This is a genomic window from Mesorhizobium sp. B2-3-6, assembly GCF_006442305.1.
In the GTDB taxonomy this organism is placed as follows: Bacteria; Pseudomonadota; Alphaproteobacteria; order Rhizobiales; family Rhizobiaceae; genus Mesorhizobium.
Genome location: NZ_VFVW01000001.1, coordinates 1,001,332 through 1,024,009 on the forward strand (window position 1 = coordinate 1,001,332; position 22,678 = coordinate 1,024,009).

At 59.9% G+C, this 22,678-nt stretch carries 12 protein-coding genes; 11 read left to right on the top strand and 1 reads right to left on the bottom strand.

Annotated elements, in window-relative coordinates; translation table 11 throughout:
- Positions 1-77: 77 nt before the first annotated feature.
- Positions 78-4,223: a hypothetical protein gene (locus tag FJ953_RS04845; protein WP_140623345.1), complete on the bottom strand. Its 4,146-nt coding sequence runs from the start codon at positions 4,221-4,223 to the stop codon at positions 78-80.
- A gap of 396 nt (positions 4,224-4,619) precedes the next feature.
- Here FJ953_RS04845 and FJ953_RS04850 point away from each other — a divergent pair, with 396 nt between their 5' ends.
- The 11 genes from FJ953_RS04850 (at position 4,620) to FJ953_RS04900 (ending at position 22,588) form a co-directional block, all read left to right on the top strand.
- Positions 4,620-5,087, top strand: a complete 468-nt coding sequence (locus tag FJ953_RS04850) for a hypothetical protein (RefSeq protein ID WP_140623347.1) — start codon at positions 4,620-4,622, stop codon at positions 5,085-5,087.
- Positions 5,078-6,334, top strand: a complete 1,257-nt coding sequence (locus FJ953_RS04855) for a DNA sulfur modification protein DndB (protein ID WP_140623349.1) — start codon at positions 5,078-5,080, stop codon at positions 6,332-6,334. Before FJ953_RS04850 ends, FJ953_RS04855 begins: the two co-directional genes overlap by 10 nt.
- A gap of 92 nt (positions 6,335-6,426) precedes the next feature.
- Positions 6,427-7,059, top strand: coding sequence for a hypothetical protein (locus FJ953_RS04860; protein ID WP_140623351.1), 633 nt, complete (start codon positions 6,427-6,429; stop codon positions 7,057-7,059).
- Positions 7,060-7,068: 9 nt separating this feature from the next.
- Positions 7,069-7,563: an HNH endonuclease domain-containing protein gene (locus tag FJ953_RS04865; RefSeq protein ID WP_140623353.1), complete on the top strand. Its 495-nt coding sequence runs from the start codon at positions 7,069-7,071 to the stop codon at positions 7,561-7,563.
- Positions 7,564-7,566: 3 nt separating this feature from the next.
- The gene (locus tag FJ953_RS04870) at positions 7,567-8,517 is read left to right on the top strand and encodes a DUF4007 family protein (RefSeq protein ID WP_140623355.1); all 951 of its coding nucleotides are present in this window, start codon (positions 7,567-7,569) and stop codon (positions 8,515-8,517) included.
- The gene (locus tag FJ953_RS04875; RefSeq protein WP_140623357.1) at positions 8,510-11,974 is read left to right on the top strand and encodes a hypothetical protein; all 3,465 of its coding nucleotides are present in this window, start codon (positions 8,510-8,512) and stop codon (positions 11,972-11,974) included. Before FJ953_RS04870 ends, FJ953_RS04875 begins: the two co-directional genes overlap by 8 nt.
- Positions 11,962-12,789 carry a phosphoadenosine phosphosulfate reductase family protein gene (locus FJ953_RS04880; RefSeq protein WP_140623359.1) on the top strand — a complete coding sequence of 276 codons (828 nt, stop codon included), beginning with the start codon at positions 11,962-11,964 and terminating at the stop codon, positions 12,787-12,789. The genes FJ953_RS04875 and FJ953_RS04880 overlap by 13 nt, the downstream gene beginning before the upstream one ends.
- Positions 12,786-14,645 carry a hypothetical protein gene (locus FJ953_RS04885; protein WP_140623360.1) on the top strand — a complete coding sequence of 620 codons (1,860 nt, stop codon included), beginning with the start codon at positions 12,786-12,788 and terminating at the stop codon, positions 14,643-14,645. Before FJ953_RS04880 ends, FJ953_RS04885 begins: the two co-directional genes overlap by 4 nt.
- Positions 14,642-16,210 carry a hypothetical protein gene (locus tag FJ953_RS04890; protein ID WP_140623362.1) on the top strand — a complete coding sequence of 523 codons (1,569 nt, stop codon included), beginning with the start codon at positions 14,642-14,644 and terminating at the stop codon, positions 16,208-16,210. Before FJ953_RS04885 ends, FJ953_RS04890 begins: the two co-directional genes overlap by 4 nt.
- A 1-nt stretch (position 16,211) precedes the next feature.
- Positions 16,212-21,443, top strand: coding sequence for an FtsK/SpoIIIE domain-containing protein (locus FJ953_RS04895; RefSeq protein ID WP_140623364.1), 5,232 nt, complete (start codon positions 16,212-16,214; stop codon positions 21,441-21,443).
- A 5-nt stretch (positions 21,444-21,448) separates the two neighbouring features.
- The gene (locus FJ953_RS04900; RefSeq protein WP_140623366.1) at positions 21,449-22,588 is read left to right on the top strand and encodes a cysteine desulfurase family protein; all 1,140 of its coding nucleotides are present in this window, start codon (positions 21,449-21,451) and stop codon (positions 22,586-22,588) included.
- Positions 22,589-22,678: the final 90 nt, after the last annotated feature.

Here is a 22,678-nt window from a genome sequence, read left to right on the forward strand (position 1 = left end):
ATACACCCGTTCTTTTTCGGTGGGCATCCTAAACACTTTTACAGCTCTCTAGATCGTCGCCTAACGTCAGGATCGAACTACTTCGGCGGCAGCCACGCCTTGCGGTGATCGTCCGTGAAAAACAGGTGGACTTCAAATGGTGCCACGTCCAGCTTCAATTTTGCCACGAAACCGGCCAGCTGATAGGGTTCAGCAGTATCGTTGGGAAAAGTCCGGACAGCGCCTTTTGCGGCGCCGAGAGCGTCACTGACAGCCTGGCGCGAGACTTGATCTCCCAGTAAGTCGTGGTGAAAGCGGCACAGCGCGAGCAGATTCGCGGCGCCTGGCGCTCCCTCGTTCTGTAGGTGCTGAACATGGTGTGCCTCAATCAGACCTTGTCGATATTTCGATAGCGAGACATAGGTATCGGGCGGCGTAGCCTGGGCTACTTCACGGTCGCCGAGGCAAGCTTGGCAATGCCAAGCGTAGTGATCCTCTTTCAGGCGCAGGATCTGCTCCAATTCCTCGACCGAGCCGCGGAGATACTCGGTCGACGCCGGAGCGCGTGGGCGCGAGTTCCGGTATTGCGAGGATGACGTCTTAGGTGTGTTGGTGGCGTGTGAAAGTGGCCGGAATGGTTCGGGGTGAGGCACGGCGGCGCGCCTGTCTGCTTCGCTAATTCCATGTCCCCGTTCAGCGCGCCCGATGGTCTCGCCAGACGATGGTTCTGGCAAATTGCTCGGCAGCGCATCGCCCTCAACGTCGCCGGTATCTTCCGGGGCACGCGCTGACGCCTCGAAAGGCATCTCCACAGCAAGCATCAATGCGTACGACGAAAGTGGGTCTGCATCATCGCCGAGTAAATAATTACCGATAGCTTCATAGATTTGGACACCGACCGGTCTACTGCCGTCGAGCCAAACCAATCCGGTTCTGGGATCAACGCCGGCCGCGAAGGTGACGGTGTAGGATCGACCAGTGAGCTCGAAAGTCGCGCGAAGATCCTGCGCGATCCGGATGCCGGTCAGGTTTCGGAGCAGTGATCGCCAACTGCCGCGGAGGTGTTCCTGGGCAACGCCGTGCCGCTCGAGCCGCTTGGGCAGCTCAAGTATCATTCGTTCCGACTGCAAACGCTGAAGCACAGACTGGAGAGCGGAGCCGCCGGGCGAAGCGTCCCCTGCTGCGGTAAAGGTCGTAGGACGACCAAGTGCACGACGCAGCGAGCGGACGCCTGCGCTTCGGAGGGCACTGAACAGCGTTCCGCTGACGCCCTCCACGTCGGTTATGGCAAGACGCTTCGAGCGGTCATTAGCCAGCAGGGCGTCGTGCAGTGGCGGGAAATCTGGAAGATAGATTGAACTGCGGACGCTCGTAGCGCGTGCATGGCTTACGAACTCTATCTCGCCCTCGGGTCCGCGCACTGGCAGGCAAGGCAGCGACGAACGGCCTTCCCACCACTTAAGCGGGCCGTGTTGACGGTCGCGTAAGTGGCGGACTGCCTGGGCGAGGTGGCGTGCCTGCTTTTTCGCATCCTGATGAGATAGCCACGTGAAAAAGCCGAGCGACAGGGTCTCGGTCAGGAAGCGTGCGACCCCACAGTTGATCAGGAGACTGACCCGATCCGGAGAAAGGCCCGGTGGCGACCATGCACGCTTCCATTCACCCCACAGGTCGAGGTTCTGCGGATGCGACAGATAGAGATCGCCGAGACATCGCATTTGTTCGTCCGCTGGAATAATTGCCCGGTCGGCCAGTAGATCTGCGTTCGCGCGTGAGGAAAAAGCATCGAGCCGACGGAACAGGGTTTCTCCAGACGCGGACCGCCTCTCGAGCGCTTCAAGGATAGCGTCAGGGTCTGGAGAGACTTTCACGCCAAGTTTCAGGTAGAGATCGCGATGTACGCCGCCGGTAAGGCGCCGCGGGTCAAGGTCGCAGACGAGCACCGCCAACGCGCCGCGATCGTGTAGAACTCGAATGGTGGCAAGGTTTCCGGTGCCATCGATCGTGCGATGGGCTGCTGCGATGATCGGTACGAAACCGCACAGCTGAGGCTCGCTGAGGAGGTACTGCATGTCGAGTTCAAGTTGCTCAACCGCGGCCGCGACATCGGAGTGCGCGTCAGGTTCCCCGCGATTGAGGTCTTCGATTGCCACCGCTTGCTTATTATACCAATTCTGAAGCTCGCCCTCCGACGGCCACGCGCGCAGATAGAGCACACCTCGTCGGCTACGCCTCATACCCGGAAAAATCCGAAGGTCGGCTCGGGGGCTTGGCACGACCTTCTTGAGGAGATCGGCCAGTTGCGGAGACTTCGGTGACAGAAGCTCGTCGAGCGCTAAGAACGCACCATTTTCGGAAGGCCAGATCGCCTGTTTGGCAAGGTGCGTCAGGGTCTGTGGGAGCAGTGCCGAATGATTTTTCGCCAACCAGCTGAAGAAGCGCTCCTTCGACGATGCCGGAAGGTCCGCCACGCGCGCGTTTTCCAGATAGGTGTCTATCTTGAACCGCTGCAGTTTTATCGGGCCTTCGCGGAGGAGCCGGAGTGACGCCAATCCCCTATGAATTGTGGGCGACGTGACAAGGCCTGGAATTGCCGGCGCTGGCTGCCGTGTGAAGTACACCTGAGGCCAAGGCATCCAACCTGCTGATGCCGTAGGGAGGAGCGCGTTGGACCGGAGCGCTTCAACTAAGCCGTCGGGCAGGGTGCCGCGATCTAACGCGCGTTGCGCCAGCGCCAAGCGCCTTTCAGTGGCACGGACCTGGGCGGATGATACTCCTTCAGCTTGAAGTGCCTCGCGCGCGGCGGCACTTGCAGGTATGAGTTCACGAACTGCGTCGAGGTCAGTCCACGCTGAGATGGTGGTGCCACCCGCCAGTAGCCGCAGCGTTTCGACGACATGGGTCGGCGTCCCAGCGGCCAGCAACTGACTTCGCACAGGCGCGAGGACGAAGAGCTGCGGAACGATCTCATTAGGGTGATCAGCGTGGAACGCGGCCACCAAAGGGTCGTCGCCGCGCTGAAAGCGCTGCCGACCGATCTCGCCGCGGTCCGATTTCGGGCAAATCAGAAGTGCTTTGGCCGCTAGGACGGTCTCGCAGAGTGCGATTTCGGCGGCTGGATCTGGCCTGCTGGGTTGCCGAACGAGCTCCAGCACGGCTGGCCCATATCTTGGTATCAGCTGCCGTTTGAATAGCTGCGCTGCGGCACTCCGGGCGGCGGCGAGGAGACGGTAGTTGCGCTCGCTGGAGGAGGCGAGGCCGTGACGCGTTGTGTCTGAAATGAATGGCGCCGAGACGTGAAAACCGTGGCCCGAGTACGCGTCCGACGCCCCATTCGGATAGCTGATTGGATAGCGAAGCTTGCCATCGCAGCCGTACGGGCGCCCGGTTGCATCGATCGCCAACGAAATCTCGCCGACGATGCCCTCGGCGCGGCGGAAGAAGCGCGGGACTTTTGCCCGATCATCACGAGCAAGCGTAATTGGGAACTCGGCGACCGCCTCGCGAATCAGAAGTTCCGTGTTGTCTTCTACATCGATATGTTCACATGTTCGCCGTAGCAGGCCGGGCCATCCGCGGAGCCTGGCCGGCTTACATTCGAAGATAAACCGATGGGACTCCAACCCTCGCCAAACTAACTCGAGCTCGTATCGCTTGCCCGCTAGAACCGTAGCAATGAGCCGAGACGGCACATCGCGGACGGCTTCGTCGAACATCGTGCGTAGCCGTTCAGTGGTCGGCGGAGCCAGGTCGAACTCCTCGCCGCTTGGAACGTGTAGGCTTCGGGTCCGGTAGGGGATGGTAATCCGCGTTCCCTGCGGCGGGCCGGACAAGTCGGGGATGCGCGGCCAGACCCCCGGATCCAGCTCTCGTGATTTAGGGAATTGGAAGAGGACGAGGTCCACTCGCTCCCCGTTCGAGCGGACTTGAATCTCGTCTCCAAGCCGAAAGCCGGTCCTCAGACCATGATTCTTCGCGCCGATCCCGTCATGCTTGGCACGAGTCTTGCCGCCGGCGCCGAGGACGAGTTCTAGTCGTTCCCAGCCCTCACCGTCGATGTAGGCCCCATTACCTTCACAGATGAGCGCTGTGTCGGAAAAGCTGATGACTGTCTTTGACGAGGCAGCGTCAACTTCGTTTTGCACGAGTTCGACAACTAGATCTTCGAGCTTGGCGTTGCCTAAAAACTGTCCGAGAATCCCCGGAAGATCGACCTTCTGCTGGAACGTTCTTGCCCGATTCATGTGAACATTTCTAATTGGATCCGCGTCAAATGTAGACTTGCATGGATGAGTGGATAGGTCGATCTACCAAAACGAATTGCACATGAAGTTCATCTTGGTCGGCTCAGACATTTAGATCATTGGGCCGAAAGGTCGCTATCCTGTTTTAGAAGCCAGAAGAGGCCCGCCAGCTTCCCTGTTTTGATGCCCCTGGGGATCATTCGCACCTGCCGCTCCCTTCTGCCCTCGCAGGGCGAGACGGGGTGGTTGCACAAGTAACCAACTGAGTGATACTTGCGCCAGGGTAGAACATCCTACTATCACCGATACGCGGACTTTTATTTGGTTCGAAAAAACTTGACCCTCTGGTGAGAATCACTGGGGAGTGCTGCCGGGGGGCAAATCGTGGAAGCATTCTTGGAGGAAATCGCAGTTGATGAAATGCGGATCATCCGATGCGCTCCTTATCCAGGCCGATGGACGAAATTCTCGCAGGACCATACACTCAACTGGGAGGTAGTCCCATTCCGCAATGGCGGTGCCACGGCGGTTCCGGAGACGTCAGGGCTATACTGCTTTATTGTGGGTCACACGTTGAGCGGCCTGCCGCAAGTTCAGTTTCCGCTATACGCTGGAGAGACCGAAAATCTACGAAGCCGCTACAGGCAATATCTGATCGAGCGGAACAGTGCACATGGCCGCAAGCAGATCCGCAAATTCTTGAACGTTTTCTGGGGTGAGGCAGAATTCTGCTTCGCGCAGCATGACGCCGACAAGGCACGATTGCGAGAGATCGAACGCGCACTGAACGACAGTCTGATGCCTCCCTACTCTGTGCGGGATTTCAGCGCTGAGGTGAAAGCAAGCCGAAATGCATGGCAATGAGTAGCGCGCTTTACCTTCCGGCCATTCAGGGCCAGTTCGGCAGTTGGGTCTATTACGCAACGCTGATGAGGCTGGCCGACCTTCAAGAGCGGGTGCGCTATGCCCGGGAAATCCACGACAATCCCAAGCTCAGCGAGATGATTCAGCGCAGCCTAGATGACAAAACGCGAGCCCAAGACATTTCGGACTATCTGATCAAGACCCAGGATCGGTTCTTCAATTCACTCGTGGTGGGTGTCCATGGTGGACATCCGCAATGGCACCCTTTCGACGTGGAGGTGCGCAATAACGCGCATCGCCTCTCGGATATCGACGACACCGATCGCGATGCTCTCGGCTATCTTGAGTTCAACGGTAACGAGAATCTTTTCGCGCTCGATGGTCAACATCGGCTGGCGGGCATCAGACGCGCGCTCGAGACGAACGCCGAGATTGGTGATGATCGCGTGTCGGTCCTGTTCGTGGCGCACCGAACCGACGCCAAGGGGGTGCGGCGAACCCGCAGCTTATTCGTTGCGATCAACAAGAAAGCGGTCCCGGTGGCAAAGCGCGATATAATTGCGCTCGACGAGGTCGATCTGGCCGCGATCCTCACCCGTCGGTTCGTAGATGAGCAGATGTTATTCAATCGAGGACAGATCGACATCGACCGTTTCACGCCGAGCATTCCCGCCCAAGCACCCGCACTGACTTCGATTGGTCATTTTTACGATCTTATCAAATTGGTGCTGAGTGACATCGGCGCGAGACGTGGCGACGACGAACTGAAGCGCGCCACGCGCGTCCGCCTGCCCGACCGCATCATAAACCGCTATGCGGGCGAAGTACTGGATTATCTCGAGCGGCTCATCGCACTCGATGCCGAGCTTGACAGAGCGATGCGCAGCAAGACATTCCGCGACCTAATACCGGCGGGCCGCGCCGCACCAAAGCATCGGCTGATGTTTCGCCCCGTTGGCCTCACGATCATAATGCGGCTGATTGCCTCTATGCAGAAGGAGCATACGCTCGCCGCCACCTTCAAGCTTGTTAAGAAAGTCCCACTCGAACTGACCAAGGCGCCGTTCAAGGGTTTGATCTGGGACGATCGCCGCAACCGAATGATTACCGCCAACGCCACTCTCGCCCTTGCACTTCTGCAATATATGCTCGGTGAACGAAAGGCCGATGCGAAGCTGCGTGAGCGCTTGGCCGTGGCTCAAGGCGTGGCGATTGGCAGCGTCCGCTTGCCTGCAAGGTTCAACTGATGTCGGACGCGACGACAGGTCCTCCAGTTACCGAAATCCCGTTATCAAGTCCGCTCTCCGCCCCCGCCTTAAGGACGGGGGAGCTTGGGACCGTGTTCCGGGACACAACCTCCTCGTACAAATTCTTCTGGCTGCTCGCGATCATCGATCTATTACCGGAATTCGAACGCGCGTTGCCCGCGGGAAGGATAGTACAGGCGATGGTCATGCGCGGGTGGGCGGCGGTGGCACTATTCCGCCTGTCGCTAGGCAAGGTGGATCGGCTCCAGGATTGCGTGCGCTCTCTTCAGGCAAGCTCGGGTCTGGGAGCGCGAACCTCGGCACCGCGACTATCAAGGGCGCTCGGCGCGTGGCCAGCGCTGCCGAAGTGGGAGGATGAGCTTGCCCGCTTCGTGCCCGGCCGCTTCCTGGGCAGCTGGTTTCCCGAAGCAGCCCGCGAGACCCCGTATGATCGGCGCGGCTCGCGCGAACTCATGGCAGTGTCCGATCGGGCCTTTGGTCAAGCCCATAGCGGTCCTTATCGACTCATCGAGGTGCGCGACTCTGTGCTGGTGGAGCTCGCACCGGGCTGGCGCGATTGGCTCGGGGCGAACCGTGCACTCGTGCTTGGCTTTGCCGAGCAGCAGCTCGCTCGGTACCTTCAGGCGCGCAACCCGAATGTTCCTGGCATCATTAACAAGCTCGAACTGCCGCGCCGTCGTTCGCTTGGCCCGGCTCGCGCCTAGTGGGGTCAGATGATCGCCCAGGCCGGCGATGCGGGAGTAGTGGACATCTTCAGCGGCGAGACAGTCGGTGAACGGTTCGAAGTCGACCATTTCCTGCCGTGGTCGTTTGTCGTTCATGACGAATTCTGGAATCTGGCTCCAATCATTCCGGCCGCAAACCGCAACAAATCCGATCATCTCCCAGCGCTTGACCTATATCTGCCGAGGCTTGCCGGCCTGCATGCCGGCATTCTTCGCCAGCCCGGTTTGCCGCCCGGCCTAGCCGAGGCCTACGCTGGCTTTTTCGGCGTCGATCCGCCGCAACTCGTAGGGCTTACCCAGCAATGGATCGAGGATCGCTATGATCAGCTCATTCGCCCTCTCGCGCAGCTTGCCGCGAATCAAGGGTTTCCAACGGATTGGCGCAGTGCCGCCGACGCCGGTGATGCACAGGATTCTGCCATCGAGGGTGGTGGTCAGGTCATAGGCCTGATAGCGTCCTCGCGGTATGAGGGTAATGGATAAAACGTGAACAAGTCTGCACCGGATTCTTTGACCTACCGGTTTGGTGGGCACCAGAGCTTCGCACTCAGGACTGCTTGGCTGCCCAAGGCGGCGCAAGCCATCCAGGATGGCGACGACGTATTCAGTGATCCGCTGCGCGGGGTGGTGCGGCTTGGCCTTGGGAAGAACATGGTCGAATCACTGCGAGTCTGGGTGGAGGCCTATGGCATCGCCACCCGCCACGACGGCAAGTGGAGGCTCACACAGCTCGGCGAAGCGTTGCTCGGCGTTGGCGGTTATGACCGGTTTCTCGAGGATGAACAAACTCTTTGGCTGCTCCACTGGAACATCGCCACGCTACGCGAAGGTCCGTTCTTCGCCTGGGAATTGCTGATCAACCGTTGGAGCGAGCGGTTCTTCACCACGTCTGAGGTTATGATTGCATTTGCGCGCGAAGCAGAGCGGGCCGCCCGCCCCCTCTCGAGTGTTAGCGCCCGGCAACACTTCGATGTTTGGCTTCACACCTATTTGCGGGGCCGCAATGGCCGCGGCGAGGAGGGGATTGACAGTCCCTTGTCGTCGCTCGGGCTGGTGGCGCGTGCCGGCGATCGCGAGACACTACAGGGTCGACGCGAACCGGTGTTCGCATTCGATCTCGATCCCAAGCCAATGATTAGCGACGCTCTGTTTTCGTATTGCCTGCACGACTGGTGGAGCAACTCCTTCGAGTTCGAAGAGACCGTCTCGCTCTCGTCAATCGCTTTTGGCCACAGGTCACCAGGCCGTGTTTTCCGGATGCCGGAAGATGAGGTGTTAGCGCGTGTGATGCGACTTGCGTCTGGCCGCGGCGCCCGAGTCGAGCTCATCGAGAGTTTCAACCAATTTATGTTGCGCCGGCCGGCGGTCCCGGCTGCAACCGGGTTGTTGCGCGACTTGTTTCGCCATCAATCCGCTGCGGAGCTGACCGATGCTTAAAACCGAGACTTTCGCGCCGGAGGGTCGTTTCGCAGCGTTGCTTCAGGTACGCCCACACCATCTGCGTTCGGTGCAGATAGAGCGGGATTTTGGCGACCCTCAGGCCAGTCTTTACTACGTCGTAACTCCATTCATCCGTGACATCGCGAAGCGACTTGCCGATGGCTTTCGAAGCGGTTCGACCGCGCGGGCTTGGCGCTTGACCGGCGACTATGGCTCGGGCAAGTCAAGTTTCGCACTGGCGCTCGCCCGACTAGGGCTCGCCGACAAGAAACTGCTGCCACGGGACCTGCAGGATTATAGCGCGGCGCAGCGCCTCGAACCCGTGCTTGTTGTTGGCGAGCGTGAGCCAGTAGGCCAAAGCGTCATGCGCGCGTTGCGTGCTTCTGCCGAGCGGTGCTTCGCTCGCATCCCTCGCGCGCTTGGCAGCGCGCTCGATGCAGGCCCCGAGCCACAATGCGTGATAGCTGCACTGGACGCATTGCGTGCGGCGCTTGTAGCGCAGGGCAAGGCTGCTGGCATTCTTGTGATCCTCGATGAGCTCGGCAAAAATCTCGAATTTGCAGCCGCCCAGACTGAAGCCGACGACATCTATCTGCTGCAGCATCTGGCCGAATATGCTGCCCGCAGCGGCGATCAGCCGGTGATGGTTATGGCAATCGTACACCAAGCGATCGCCGGTTATGCGAGCCGGTTGACAAGCGCGCATCGGCGCGAATGGGAGAAGGTGGCCGGCCGCTACGAGGAGGTGGTGTTCGCGCCGCCCCTGGAGCAGGCCGCAACGTTGATTGCGGCTGCGTTGGACGTGGATGTCGACGCTTGCCCTCCCTCCCTGGTGCGTGCGGCAGAGCGCACCATGGCAAACGCTCTCGAACAGAATTGGTATGGCAGCGGCGTCAATCGCGCGGCGATGATCGACCTCGCACCGGCGTTGCTTCCACTCGACGCGACGTTGCTGCCCGTGATCAGCCGTGCAATGCGCCGCTTCGGCCAGAATGAGCGGTCGCTGTTTAGTTTCCTGTCCTCCTCTGAACCCTGCGGATTAATGGCGCATGCACAGCATGCGATCGAAGGGTTCAAGCCGTATCGACTGCAAGATTTTTTCGACTATCTCGCTGCAAATTTCGCCAGCGTACTTGGTTCAGGCGCCCTTGCGACGCGCTGGAACCAGATCCGAGAAATATTGCGTTCAGCCGAGACGAACGGGGCGGACGAAGAAGCCGTTCTCAAGACGGTGGCACTTCTCAACCTCATCGATGACCCATCACTCCCTTCGACGCGTGAGGCCGTGCTTCTCGCGGTGGCCGGGGTGGACAAGCGCGCCAACGACCGCGCGAAGACGGCGATCACCCGTCTCTCGCACGAAGCTCGCATCCTTTATGACAGGGGTGCTGCTGGTGCCTTGTGTTTGTGGCCGCATACGAGCGTTGATCTAGATGAGGCCTTCGCCGCGGCTGAGCGTGCGATCGGTCCAATCGACAAGACGTTCGACCATTTGAAGCGATTGATCCGCAATGACCCGATCGTCGCCAGGCGCCATTATGTCGAGCGCGGCGCACTTCGGCATTTCGAGCTGGTCTGTGTCGACAGCGCTCGGTTCGAGGAGGAGGTTCAAGGCGCAATCGTACCGGACACTCAGGCTCCGGACGGTCGAGTGGTGCTGCTGCTTTCAACCACGGAGCAAGCACGCGAGGAGGCCTGGGATCGCCTCGCGCATTGCACGCTTCCTGAGACAACCCTTGTAGGTCTGCCGGGCCACACATCCGGTCTCGACCCACTCCTACGCGACGTACTCGCCTGGCGCTGGGTGCGCGATCATACTTCCGCGCTGGCTGGCGACCGTATCGCCCGTACGGAGGTCTCGCGGCAGCTGGCACTCGCCGAGGAGCGACTCGCTCGCACGCTCGGCGGCCTGCTCGATGTGCGCGGCAGCGCGGCCATCGGAATGCGCTGGCGTGACCGCGACGGTGAGCGGCAGTTCGCGTCGTCTCGCAGCTTCGTCTCGCATCTCTCCGATCTGTGCGATCGTGCCTTTTCGCAGTGCCCATGGGTAAGCAACGAACTTATCAATCGACGGACCTTGAGCACGGCTGCTGCGCGCGCACGGGGCCTTCTCATCGAAGCGCTAGCCACCAGTGCCGATCAGCCCGGCCTTGGCCTGCCAACTCACAACACCCCGCCCGAACGCGCAATCTATTTGTCTGTGCTGCAGCAGGGCGGCATCCATGTTCAGCACAAGGGCCGGTGGGAAATTCGTATTCCAGACCCGGATGAGGACAGCCTGAATTTCGGGCCGGCGCTCAATGCAATAGGTAACACCCTAAAGGCCACGGACAAACCCGTGGGTTATCAAGTGCTGACAGCTCTCCTGCGTGGCGCGACTTTCGGTATGCGCGACGGACTCATACCGCTGGTGATCGCGATCTATTTGCGCGCGCGCTGGCACGAGACTGCAGTCTACGAAGACGGCACTTATCTTGAGCAGGTCGGCGGCCCTGAATTTACTCGCATAACAAAGGAGCCAGAGCATTTCGAGTTCCAGCATTGCGCAGTCGAAGGGGTGCGGGCTGAGCTTTATGTCCAGCTCGGGGCAGCGCTTGAAGCCCGGCTGAGCGAACGCCCGGCGCTGCTTGATATCGTTCGGCCGCTGATGACGTTTGTGGGTAAGCAGCTTCCCGACTATTCGCGCCGGACCCGCCGACTGGCTCCCGCGACGCTTTCTGCACGCACGGCGCTACTCAGCGGACGCGACCCCAGCGCCCTCCTTTTCACTGACCTACCCAAAGCTTTCGATCTGGAGGCGATTGGCCCGCAGACCCTTCCTGGAAGTGAAGCAGTGGTCCGGTATGTGAAGGCGATGGCAGGGGCAATTCGCGAGCTGCGCGACGCCTATCCGCGTCTGCTCAATCGCCTGTCCTCGGCTCTCGGTGCGGCGCTTGAGGCCGATGAGGATCTCGAAAAGCTGCGCGCCCCGGTACTCTTGCGGGGCCGCGCGCTCGTTCGCGCTCTGGTCGAACCTGAATTGCGTGCATTCGTGCTGCGGCTTGCTGACGAAAAGCTAGACGACACCGCTTGGCTCGAGTCGATCGCAAGCTTCGTCGCGCGCAAGCCGCCCGAACGCTGGACCGACAGCGATGAAGAGGAGTTTCACCAACGGCTCGCCTTCTTTGCGCGACGGTTCCGTCAGGTGGAGACGATCCACTTCCCGGGTCAAGGCGATGATGATAGTGCCTATCGCATCGCGGTGACCTGCGCTGATGGCCGTCAGGTCGAGCGGGTTTTCCGCACCACCGTCGAGCAGGAGGCGGCGATCAAGCGTGCCGAGGCTGAGCTGGCGCCGCTGCTTGATCGAACAGGCCGGATCGGCCGGATCGCGGCCGCGCGGTTGCTTCTGGCCGCCACCAGCGACGAAGACGCCGACGCAGCGACTTCACAAAAGACAGGATGGACATCGTGATCAATTGGGACGGCCCGTCAGTCCGCCATATTTTAAGCCTTTCGGGCGGCAAGGACAGCACCGCGCTGGCAATCCACCTGCGCGACCGCGTACCCAACATGGAATACATCTTCCACGATACGGGGAAGGAATTGCCCGATACGGTCGCCTATATTGAGCGGCTCGAATCCTATCTTGGGCAGCGGGTAATCCGTACCACCACGCGTCAGGGATTCGACGATATCCTGCGCAGCAAGGGAGGAGTGCTTCCCTCCGCGCGGCGGCGCTGGTGCACCGATTACCTCAAGCTCAAGCCTTTTGAGGCGTATATCGGAGACGAGCCCTGCATCAACTATGTCGGCATTCGTGCCGACGAGGATCGCGTGGGGTATATCAGCCATAAGCCAAACATTCGCGCGGTTTTTCCATTCCGCGACGACGGGATCGACTACGCCGGTGTGGTGCGCATCCTGACTGATTCCGGGCTTGGTATGCCGCCCTATACCGAGTGGGGGCGCACCCGTTCGGGCTGCTTCTTCTGCTTTTACCAGCAAAAGATTGAGTGGGTGCGCCTCAAACAACATTATCCGGAGCTCTTCGAAGAAGCCAAGAGCTACGAGAAGCCCAACCGCGTGAACGCTCAGGTCTTCTATTGGACCGACGAGCCACTGGAACAGCTCGAGCGGCCTGAACGTATGGCTGCGATCCAAGAGAATTGGGAACGCACTCAGGAGCGTAAACGCGCGCGGCGCAGCCAGCGACCGCTTGTCGATGTGCTTGGCGGCTTGGAGACAGAACCCACGCCGCGCGACGGCTGTATGATTTGCCAGCTGTGACGAGTTCCCTACAGGACCGTGGCTCGTCAGGCGAGCGCTGGATTTCCTTCCTGCGCAGCTATGGTCCTATCAACAAGCTTGAAGGTATGTATGCCGAAACTGTTTCACAGCAGGCTCAGGCGCATGGCGTAGCGCCGCTCGCCTTCGAACATCCTGAGGCGGACGCGCTCTCCAAGGCGATCGCACCGACGCAGGGAAAGCTAACTAACGTCATCCTAACCGGCACGGCAGGCGATGGAAAAACAAGCCTGTGTAGCGAGTTGTGGTACCGGCTGACCGGCGACGAGAGCCGAAAGGCAGGAACGGATCGTAGCAATTACGGCAAGGTCATACTTGAGACGCCAGATGGCGAACGAACCCTTCACTTCATATTTGAGTTAAGCGGTTTCACGCCCGAACAGCGCCAGCCGTGGACGACCGATCAAATTGACTTGCTAAACCGCTTTGCTCGTTCGGTCTTTGATCCCGAACCTCTGGAATTTTTCGTGGTAGCCGGCAACGACGGCAAGCTCGTGCAGGCGTTCGATTCGCTACCTGAAGGCGCCGACACACGGCTAAAGCCGCTTATCGAAACGCTGCTGACGCGCGATCAGCGCAGCCAAACAGGCGCGGCTTTGCTGTTCCTGAACCTGAGCCGCATGTCGACGCGAGAGCTGCTGGAACGCGCACTCGACTGCTTGCTCGCTCGACCGGAGTGGAAGTGCTTCGATGTTGAGGCGAGCGACCCGGCCTTTAGCTTTTCGTCGCCTCTGACCAAAAATTTTCGGTTGCTCCATGAGCCTCGCATTCGCGAACGGCTGCAAGCGCTAGGCGAGTTGTGTGACAGCAATGGGTTTCACGTTTCGATTCGCGAGATCCTGCTGCTCCTGGTAAATGCCTTGCTTGGCTACAAAGGAGGCGACGGGGTGGCACGCCCAGACGCACTTCGCGAACTGGTGCGTGACGGCCGGCACCATGAGGCGTGTCTCTACGACAATCTGCTTGGCGCAAATCTGACCGAGGCGCGGCGCGAGCGTTATGCGGTTTTCCGCTTCTTCACCGGGTTTCGTATCGGGCTCGAGACCAGCAACGCGCTCGATGCGCTGCTGGTATTTGGCCAAAATGACACCGATCTCCAAGCCCATCATCAACGGCTCGTGGGCGACGACCCACTCTATGGGGTCAATCCAGGCTTCGAGCGACTGCGAGAAGCTTATCTTGAGGCCGAGGAGGATCGCGGCGCCGCCGATGAATTCCATGCCGGATTAATTGGGGAGCGCATACGGCTTTTTTTTCGTTTGACCGAAGACCATCCGAGGTTCGACCCCTGGCAGCTGAGTGTGTTCCAGTCAGCCGGCGTGTATCGCAGCCAAATGCTCGCTCCCCTCCGCGCGGGCAACGTCGTTAATCCGGCGCTGCTCTCGCGTCTGGTTCAGGGCCTTAATCGTGTCTGGACAGGCATGCTAGCTGGCACTTTGGACAGACTCTTTCTGACGACCGGTCTTGATTTTACGACCGCGCGGGTTAGCGACCTCTATCTCAACGCTGTCCCGCTCGAGCTCGATTTCAACGGCTCTGGGTTGAGCTTCAGTTTCGATTCCGATCGCCACGTACCCGTCTTGCATGTTCATCTGCGCAAAGACCATGATGCCGCACTTCCGCTCACCCTGATGCGGTTCGAATTTCTAATGCGTGTGGCCCAAGGTGCGCTGCCCTCAAGCTTTTCGAAAGAATGCTACGAGGACATTATTTCCTTCAAGACCCGCGTGCTTTCCGACTTCTATGAGATCAACGCGGGGCGTTCGGTACTGCTGTCGATCCTAAGCGCAGGCACGGATGGCGCTCTCGCCACACGACAGCTGGGGATTCGGATATGAATTTCCTGGCGCAAGCCAATAGAGCCGAAGTCGCGGGCGCATCCGGCGCGCCTGGACAGAGTTCCGTTTGGGTGGAGGAGGCGCTATTTGGTCATCGCTTGTGGCCACGTCAGACGCCATGGCTGTTGTTTCTCGAGTTTCTGAACGTTGCGGAAGCGTTCCATCGCACGGATGCGGACACCGCGTTCTCGCCGAGGGCACCCGACAAGCTTCACCCTTATAAAATGCGCTTCCGATTGGGTTTGCGCGCTATTCTTTTCAGCAACGATGATATGGAACGGATCGCAGCAGCGTCCGATGACAGTGAAAGCCAGTGGACGGAATGGCTCGCAACGATGCAGGGCCTGAGTGCAGGCACTGACTTCGACTATCTGCGCGATCGCTTCAGCAGTTTTCGCGATTTCGCCGAACTAGTTGGTCTGGTGCGCCAGACCACGCTGGAGAACGAATCCAATCGTCGCAGCTCGTCCCGCTTCATCTTCCCGTTTGGCGTTGACGCACTCTTCAGCGACGCCACTCTCAATGAGAAGACCGGTGCGATCACTGCAGACTTCAACAATTTTGGCCGTACCGGTGAAATCCTCTACATGATGGCAAGCCGCGCCCACAGGGGTGCCGAATTGCGTGCGTCATTCGCCTCATTATTCGATCCCAACCAGCCCAAGAATCGGCTGATCGCTCTGCTTTCGGCTCCTGGAGACGATGATACGAACCGTGATCAGAAAGGCGAGACTTACCTCCCTTATCGCCAACACCCGGCATTCGATCGTCTAGCGGAAGATTGGATAGCGATCTTCGCACTTGGGCTGCCCGGGCAAGATGCGTTTGCGCATCTGGTACCAATCGGGGCGTTCCATGTCGTCCTCTATCAGCTGGAAACTGCCGCCGCACTGGCTGGTCGTCCCGTGCGTCCCCCACTCGTATGCGAACTGATCGCGCAAAGGCGGGAATTCGTGCGTCAGCGCTCGATCATTTCTTACCAGGACAATGACAGTCTTACCTTGCGCGCGCTCGACGCGGCAATCGACAGGTTCGAAGAGGAGTCGGAGTGGTTGGCGCTGTTGAGCGAGGAAGTCTCGGACCAGGAACGCGCGGATCGTGCTGCCGGTTTGGTCGAGGCGCGCTTCCATTATCGCGAAACAGCCGGCCGGAGCACCGCACCGCACGATCTCATCGCCAACCTTCGCCGCGAAGTGGAAGAAAAGCACGAGGTGGGCGCTGGCCGGGTCCACAGCAGCTACACCAAACAGATTGGCCTCGCTTCCTCCCGTGGAACCAACCGCATGCGCTACGCGCCGAATGATGCGTTGCTCAAGACGCTCGTTATTACGCGCGTCGCTCAGCGTGTCGAGTTCAAGCGTTTTCTCTCTGATCTCTATCACCAGTACGGCCTTGTGTTCGGTGAGACCGAGGCGCGCGCGGCACTCGACCCGGTGGAATTCGACGCGGCAGCTTTTGAGCGCAACCGTGCGCGGCTGGAGGCTCGGCTCGCCAGCATGGGTCTGTTGCAACGGCTGTCTGACGGCTGTGCCTATGTCATAAACCCCTTCTCAGTGGAGCAGTGACGTGTCCGCTGGTCTGACGCTCATTGGCCGCGTGGGTCGCGACATCATCCGCTCAGGAATTGACCGCGCGCATCAGGATCATGGCACGGCGCGGTTCGTTCTGTATGGCTTGGAGCCAGCAGAGATGGTTGCCATCGTCCTTGCGATACAGGACGACAAGGGGTTGTGCCGGCGGCTCGACATCTGTCTCCCAGCTTATGCGTTTGCCGGTGTCGAGGGGATAGCGCCTGAGCATCTGACCGATATCAACACGACCGATCTGCGGCACGCCAAATGCGACAAGGAAGCGCGGCTGCTGGTCCTACTTGATGAATCGCAGGCGCAGTCTTTATCGCAAGTGGATCCAATTGACGCGGGGTCCCTCCTTTCATTGGATCATCTCGATCTGTGGTTCGGTCACAGCGGCGCTGCTGCCGAGATTCCAGACAGCGATCGCGCGATTCAATGGCGCGCGGCAATCAGAGCACTGATGGAGCTCGACCGCGTGTCGATGCGGCAGTTCGCTGACTATCTGGTCGCTGTGGCGGCTAACCTCCGCGGCGGCAACCCCCTGCCTGCTGCCTTGGGCGCCGCACTTCCCAAATTGCATCTTCCTCGCTTCGATCAACTGTTCGACGATATTTCACCAGCGCGGCGCGGGCATTATTCCCAGTGGCGGGCGCGTTTCCTCGCGCATTGGAAGCGCGATTGCTACATTTACAAGCGTGATCAAAGCCAGACACCCTTTTCGACCGCGAGGCTGCGCGAGAAGCTCGACGGTATGTCTTCGATCCTGCCGGGCGACGTTTATGCCGTGCTCGCGGCCTATGTTGAAGCTCCGCCAGGGATAGGTCCTGCATCCTTTGCTCCCTTCGAACTCGACTGGCCTGACGTACGTCAGTTCTTTGAGGAGGCGCAGCGTGCTGACTCCAAGTCGATAGGAAGCGAGACCCGCGCCTTCTACAAGCTCGCGCGCGAAGACCGGCTGACCCACGCGGAGTGGCGCTACCTGGATGACTTGGCCGATGAGCGCGGACGCAATCCCAGCAAGGACGAGCGCGACGAGGAGTTTTACAGCGACCACATTGTCGACATTCGTCACGAGCCTAGGCTCGCCGCTCTGTGGGACCGCTTCATCTTCGGCCCCGAAGTTCCCTGTACCGACCTGATCGAGGGCCTGCTTCAATGCGTACGCCGACTCTATCGACCGGGCGCGCCGGGTCGACAGATCCTCGTTGTCGAAGCAGTGGAGGATGAGAAACGCGCCTTTCTTTCGCTCAACGAAGACATTTGTGCGATGTTCGCTGCGCGTTACCGCGGGCTTGAGGCTGCACTTGAAGGTTTGGTGAGCTTCAGGCGTGTTCTTGCGTTCCGCCATGACAGCTTTGTTGACGAAATTGCCAGCCGTCGGCGGAGTGCGCAAAGTACCGCGCGCAAGTCTCGACAGCTTCGATTCAAAGTTCGTGTAGAGGAAGAGGCAACCAGCGGCGCTTCCGTCAGGTTGGTATGGGAGGGATCACTCGACGCGGTCGGCATTGGCCTTGCGAGCGATCTTGAGCGGCTACGTGACAACAAGTCACGCACCACGCTGGTGCGATGTTCTGCTGGCTATCGCCAGCGTGCGCGCGCCACCCAGGCCGGTATCAATATGCGCGACCTTTCTGGACTTGATCCGGCGGCTCAACGTAACCGCGGGTCGTTCGTGCCGTCGAGCTCTCGTTGTGAATCTCTGGCCTTGGATTGGCGCCGGGCGCTTGCCGATGCGCGCAAGGCTGGTGTGCTTGAGATGGAATCGGCCGACCGACTCGCTGGCGCTTTTGACACTTTTGAAAGATCCTATGAGGGCGCACTGGCCGATTGGGCTTCGCATGGTCTGCGCTCGCCATCGCTGGCAGTTCAAGCGCAAGCTTATGGCGCACTGATCGATACGGTTTGCGCTTCCCTTTCCAGCCACCCAATGGTCATTGAAGGCCTCCTTCGCCCTTTGTTCGAGATAGGGGTCGCGCCGATCCAGGGTGTGACGAGCGCTCGCTCGTCGGTCATCGTCTGCCCGTGGCACCCGCTCCGCCTCGAAGCTCTTAACGCCCAACTCGCAAAGTTTCGTCGCGCGCTCGAAGCGCTCTTTGCTCCGCAAGCGCCGGAGTTCGCTGACGGCGGCACGATGTTTTTCGACGAACTCTCGCGCAATCTTCGCAATCCCGCTCGTCCCGACATCACGATGACGTGGCCAAGCGCACAGGCAATCCTGATCAGCGAGGTGGATACACTCCACGGTTACTCGCTTCTAGAACGACCGGTCACGCGCGCCGGCGCCGATGCGCCGAGCAATGAGAATGTGCTTCCCACTGCCCGGCAGATTGCCGATCTCGCCCAGGTCTATCTCCAGCTACAGCCGCATGAGCGCGACAATTTATCGATCGTGCTTTTCAATTGCGATGCTGCGGCTCTGCCTCAAGCGGTGGTGGATGCGGTCCGCAAAGACGCCGAGAGAGAAGGCGAAGAAGCGATGTGCCAGGTGATTTTGCGGCACACAGATGGCAAACAGCTCCGTGCGCTCTACCAGCAGCTCGTCAATCGCGAACTTCAACAGGATGGGCTGCATGCGAGTGAAGCGGCGCGCGATTTTATGTCGCGGCTCCGCATTTCGATCCTGGTCAACGAGCAACGCCCGTCGCAGAGCAGCGATGGGCCTCCGTTTGACATTGTCTTCTGCCACGATGTGATCTCTCGTCAAGCCGAACTCGGCTGGTCTGATGTGCCACGAATAGAGCGACCAGCGATCGACATTGATCCAGCCCAGTGGTCGCGCCGCAAGGCGATCGGGCGTTTCGATCGAGACGCTGTACTGCACCTTACTTGTCCAGCCCAGACGAAGGCTGGCTGGAGCTATCTCGATGCGGTTGCTGTGCTCGCCGACGCCGGGCTTGCGCTTGCCGCGCGCGATCGCGGACTGTGTCGCGTGCCCGATCGGCGTACCGTGCTCCAGTCCGACGAAACCCGGCAGGTGCTCGACGAGACCCATCGCCTAGGAGCATGGGTCGTAAATTTCGACGACCTTCTCGACCGGCGCCAGCTTCTCAACAGCGGTATTTCGGTCATCCGCTACAAGCATGCAGCAGGCAGCAACCGTTCGCTGATCATCTCGTCCAAGGCTTCCGACACGTTGCTCCGCGCAACCTTGTGCAGCCGCCTTCGCGGGCTCGATGCCAGTTATGATGCAGAAACCGCCGGGGCGCTTGCCGGTAGGCTCATCAACGACGCTAACTCGGTATCAGGCGATATTGTGTTGCGCGCCGCGCGGCGCGGGACGAGTGCCGGCGAGTTGATCGGTGTGGTCCTTAGCAAATATCTGGTCGACCGGGAGCTTGGCCATCGTCCCCGCGCATGGCTCTTCCTGGACGATTACGCAAGCTGGCTTGGTCAAGCAGAGGGCCGCATGGCCGATCTGCTGTGTCTCGCCCCATCGATAGACGTCGATGGCAACCGCTATCTGGATGTCATCGTCACCGAGGCCAAGTTTGTCTCAACGACCAAGCTGCGCGACAAGGCTGATCACAGCCAGGGCCAGCTCAAGGCCAGCCTGCGGCGGTTCGAAAAGGCACTTTCCGCCGAAGGCGAGCCCGCCGACGCCGCAATCTGGCGCGCGCGGTTAGCTGAGATGTTGCAAGATGCGCAGCGCGACGGCACCAGCCTCGATCCGAATTGGCGCATAGCGATCCGGGACGGCAAATGCACGATCCGCGTGGCTGGCTACAGCCATGTTTTCAGTCATGGCTTTGGTGACGCTGAGATCGCCTTGGCCGATCACATGACCGGAGTGGAGGGAACGCGTTCGGGGTACCAGGAGCGATTTGCGCCAGCGACGGTTCGCGAGATTGTGAAGACTTATGCTGACAACCGCGATCCCACGCCGCTGCGCCTCCAACTTGGCGCCACATTGCTTGCCGAGACGCTTGCGGCCCGGCTGCCTGTGACGCAGGCGTCCGCCGTTCCCGGTCTTCCCCTCGACAGGCCCACTGAGTTGGTGACTCCTCGTGAAAACGGCGAGGCCGAACGAACGTCCGCCCATGCCCAAGATTCCAAAGGGTCGGAGTTTAGCGAAGGATCGAAGACCTCACTCAGCTTCCAGGCACTGCTCGAACTATGGGCGCAGGACCGACCTTCACAGGAAAGCGACACGTTGTGGCTCGACGATACCGCACAGCGATGTCGCGCTGCGCTGCTACGATACGGCATGTCGGCTCGACTCGAACAACAGGTGCTGACCCCCAATGCCGCTTTGCTGCGGTTCCGGGGTTCTGACGATCTCACTGTTGCGAAAGTCGAGAACAAGCGCGAAGAGCTTGAGTCGACCCATGGCCTCGAACTCATCGGGGTGCGAGCCGAACCGGGTTTCGTGGTCGTCTCGATTAAGCGGCCGCATCGGATGACGCTTGGTCTGCCCGAGGTCTGGGCCGGATGGAAAACCCAACCCGAGGGCGCAAATGCAAAGCTGCTGATCGCGGTCAAGGAAGATGATGGCACACCCTTGTTCCTTGAACCCGAGCCGGCGCCCCACACCCTCGTGGCCGGTAGCACCGGTAGCGGAAAATCGATCCTCATTCAAAACATCATTCTCGGTATTGCTGCCACAAATCGGCCCGATCAGTCTCGCATCATCTTGATAGATCCGAAGGCGGGCGTTGATTACTTTGCTTTTGAAACGCTCCCGCACCTCGACGGACCAATCATCGATCGGGAAGATGTTGCGCTTACCCGCCTTGATGAGCTGGTGGTGGAGATGCAGCGCCGCTATTCACTCTTCAAGGAAGCTCGTGTCTCGAACATAACTGCTTACAACAAGGCGACGAGCAACCCTCTGCCTCTCCTCTGGCTGATCCACGACGAGTTTGCCGACTGGATGCAGCTCGACACTTACCGCGCTGGCGTTGAAGCCGTTGTCAACCGGCTGGGCATCAAGGCACGCGCCGCAGGCATCTATTTGATCTTCGCAGCGCAGCGTCCCGACGCCAGTGTGTTTCCAATGCAACTGCGCAGCAATCTAGGAAACCGCCTCATCCTGCGCGTAGACAGCGCTGGCACCTCGGATCTTTCCCTGGGTGTCAAGGGTGGAGGAGCCGAGCGACTGCTCGGGAAGGGCCATCTTGCTGCTATTATCGGCGGCGGGACCACGCCGATCTATGCCCAGGTTCCCTTTATCGATACCGATCGTCTTGAGCAATTAGTAGCTGCGTTGGTGCGTGGGCTAGGCTGACGCGCATGGAAATCAACGCTTATCTTGATAACAACGCGACCACTCGCCCCCACCGTGAGGTGATTGAGGCCGTGCGCTACTACCAAGAGACACTCTTCCTCAACGCCTCCTCCACAGCGGGCGAGCTCCTAGGGGCGGCACGCCCACTTCGGGAGGCGCGTATCGCAATGCTCGGTCTGCTGGGTGGGGAGGAAGACGCCGATCAGATCGTCCTCACCTCAGGCGCGAGTGAGGCCAATAGCTGGGTCATGTTCGGCGCACTTGCGCCGGGTTCACATGGAGTGATCTCGGCTAGCGAACACTCATCCATACTGCATGCTGCGCGATCAGCACAGGCGCGCGGGCATCACATTGATGTCCTAGAGGTCAATGAGCAGGGTTTGATTGACGGTGAGAGTCTAGCTGCCGCACTTCGTCCAGAAACGCGGCTCGTTTCGATCCACATGGCCAACAACGAAACCGGTGCGATTCAGCCGCTCGCATCCCTTGGCGTGCTGGTTCGGGAGCTGGCGCCCTCTGCACTGTTCCACACCGACGCCACCCAGGCCGTGGGGCGCCTTGCAATTGACCTTTCTAATGCCTTCGAACAAGTCGATCTTCTCTCCTTTTCCGCGCACAAGTTTCACGGCCCCAAGGGGATTGGCGGTCTTTTCATCCGCAGTGGTGTGGCGATAAACGCCCTGATCTCGGGAGAGCAGGAGAAGGGTCTACGCGGCGGGACGTCAAACGTGCCCGGTGCGGCCGGCTTGGCAGTCGCAGCCCGACTGGCCACGGCGGGACTTGATCAAATGGCGAAGGTGGCCCAGCTGCGCGATCAGCTTGAAGCCCGACTTGTTGCCCTGCGACCCGATGCGGTGGTTCATTCCCGCGATGCTCCGCGCTTGCCCAACACGAGTTCGATCTCTTTTCCCCAGCTTCTAGCTGATGACGCCACCGAACAGCTTGCCTTGCGTGGCATTTGCATCGCTACCGGATCAGCGTGCACGGCTGGTGCTACCGCTCCCTCTCATGTGCTGACAGCGATGGGTGTATCCTTGGACGATGCACGCGCGACGCTGCGTTTCAGCCTGTCGATCCAAACCACGCAAGTCGAAGTTGACCGCACGATTCTTGCGCTTCAGCCTTTCCTGAGTTCACCAGCATAGGCCTTTGAAGCCCCCGGCCGATGCTTCCCTAGCCTGCGCGTGAGAACCGTTGTCCCTATGCGAACGTTGGGAATGTTCCAGTTCGGTGGT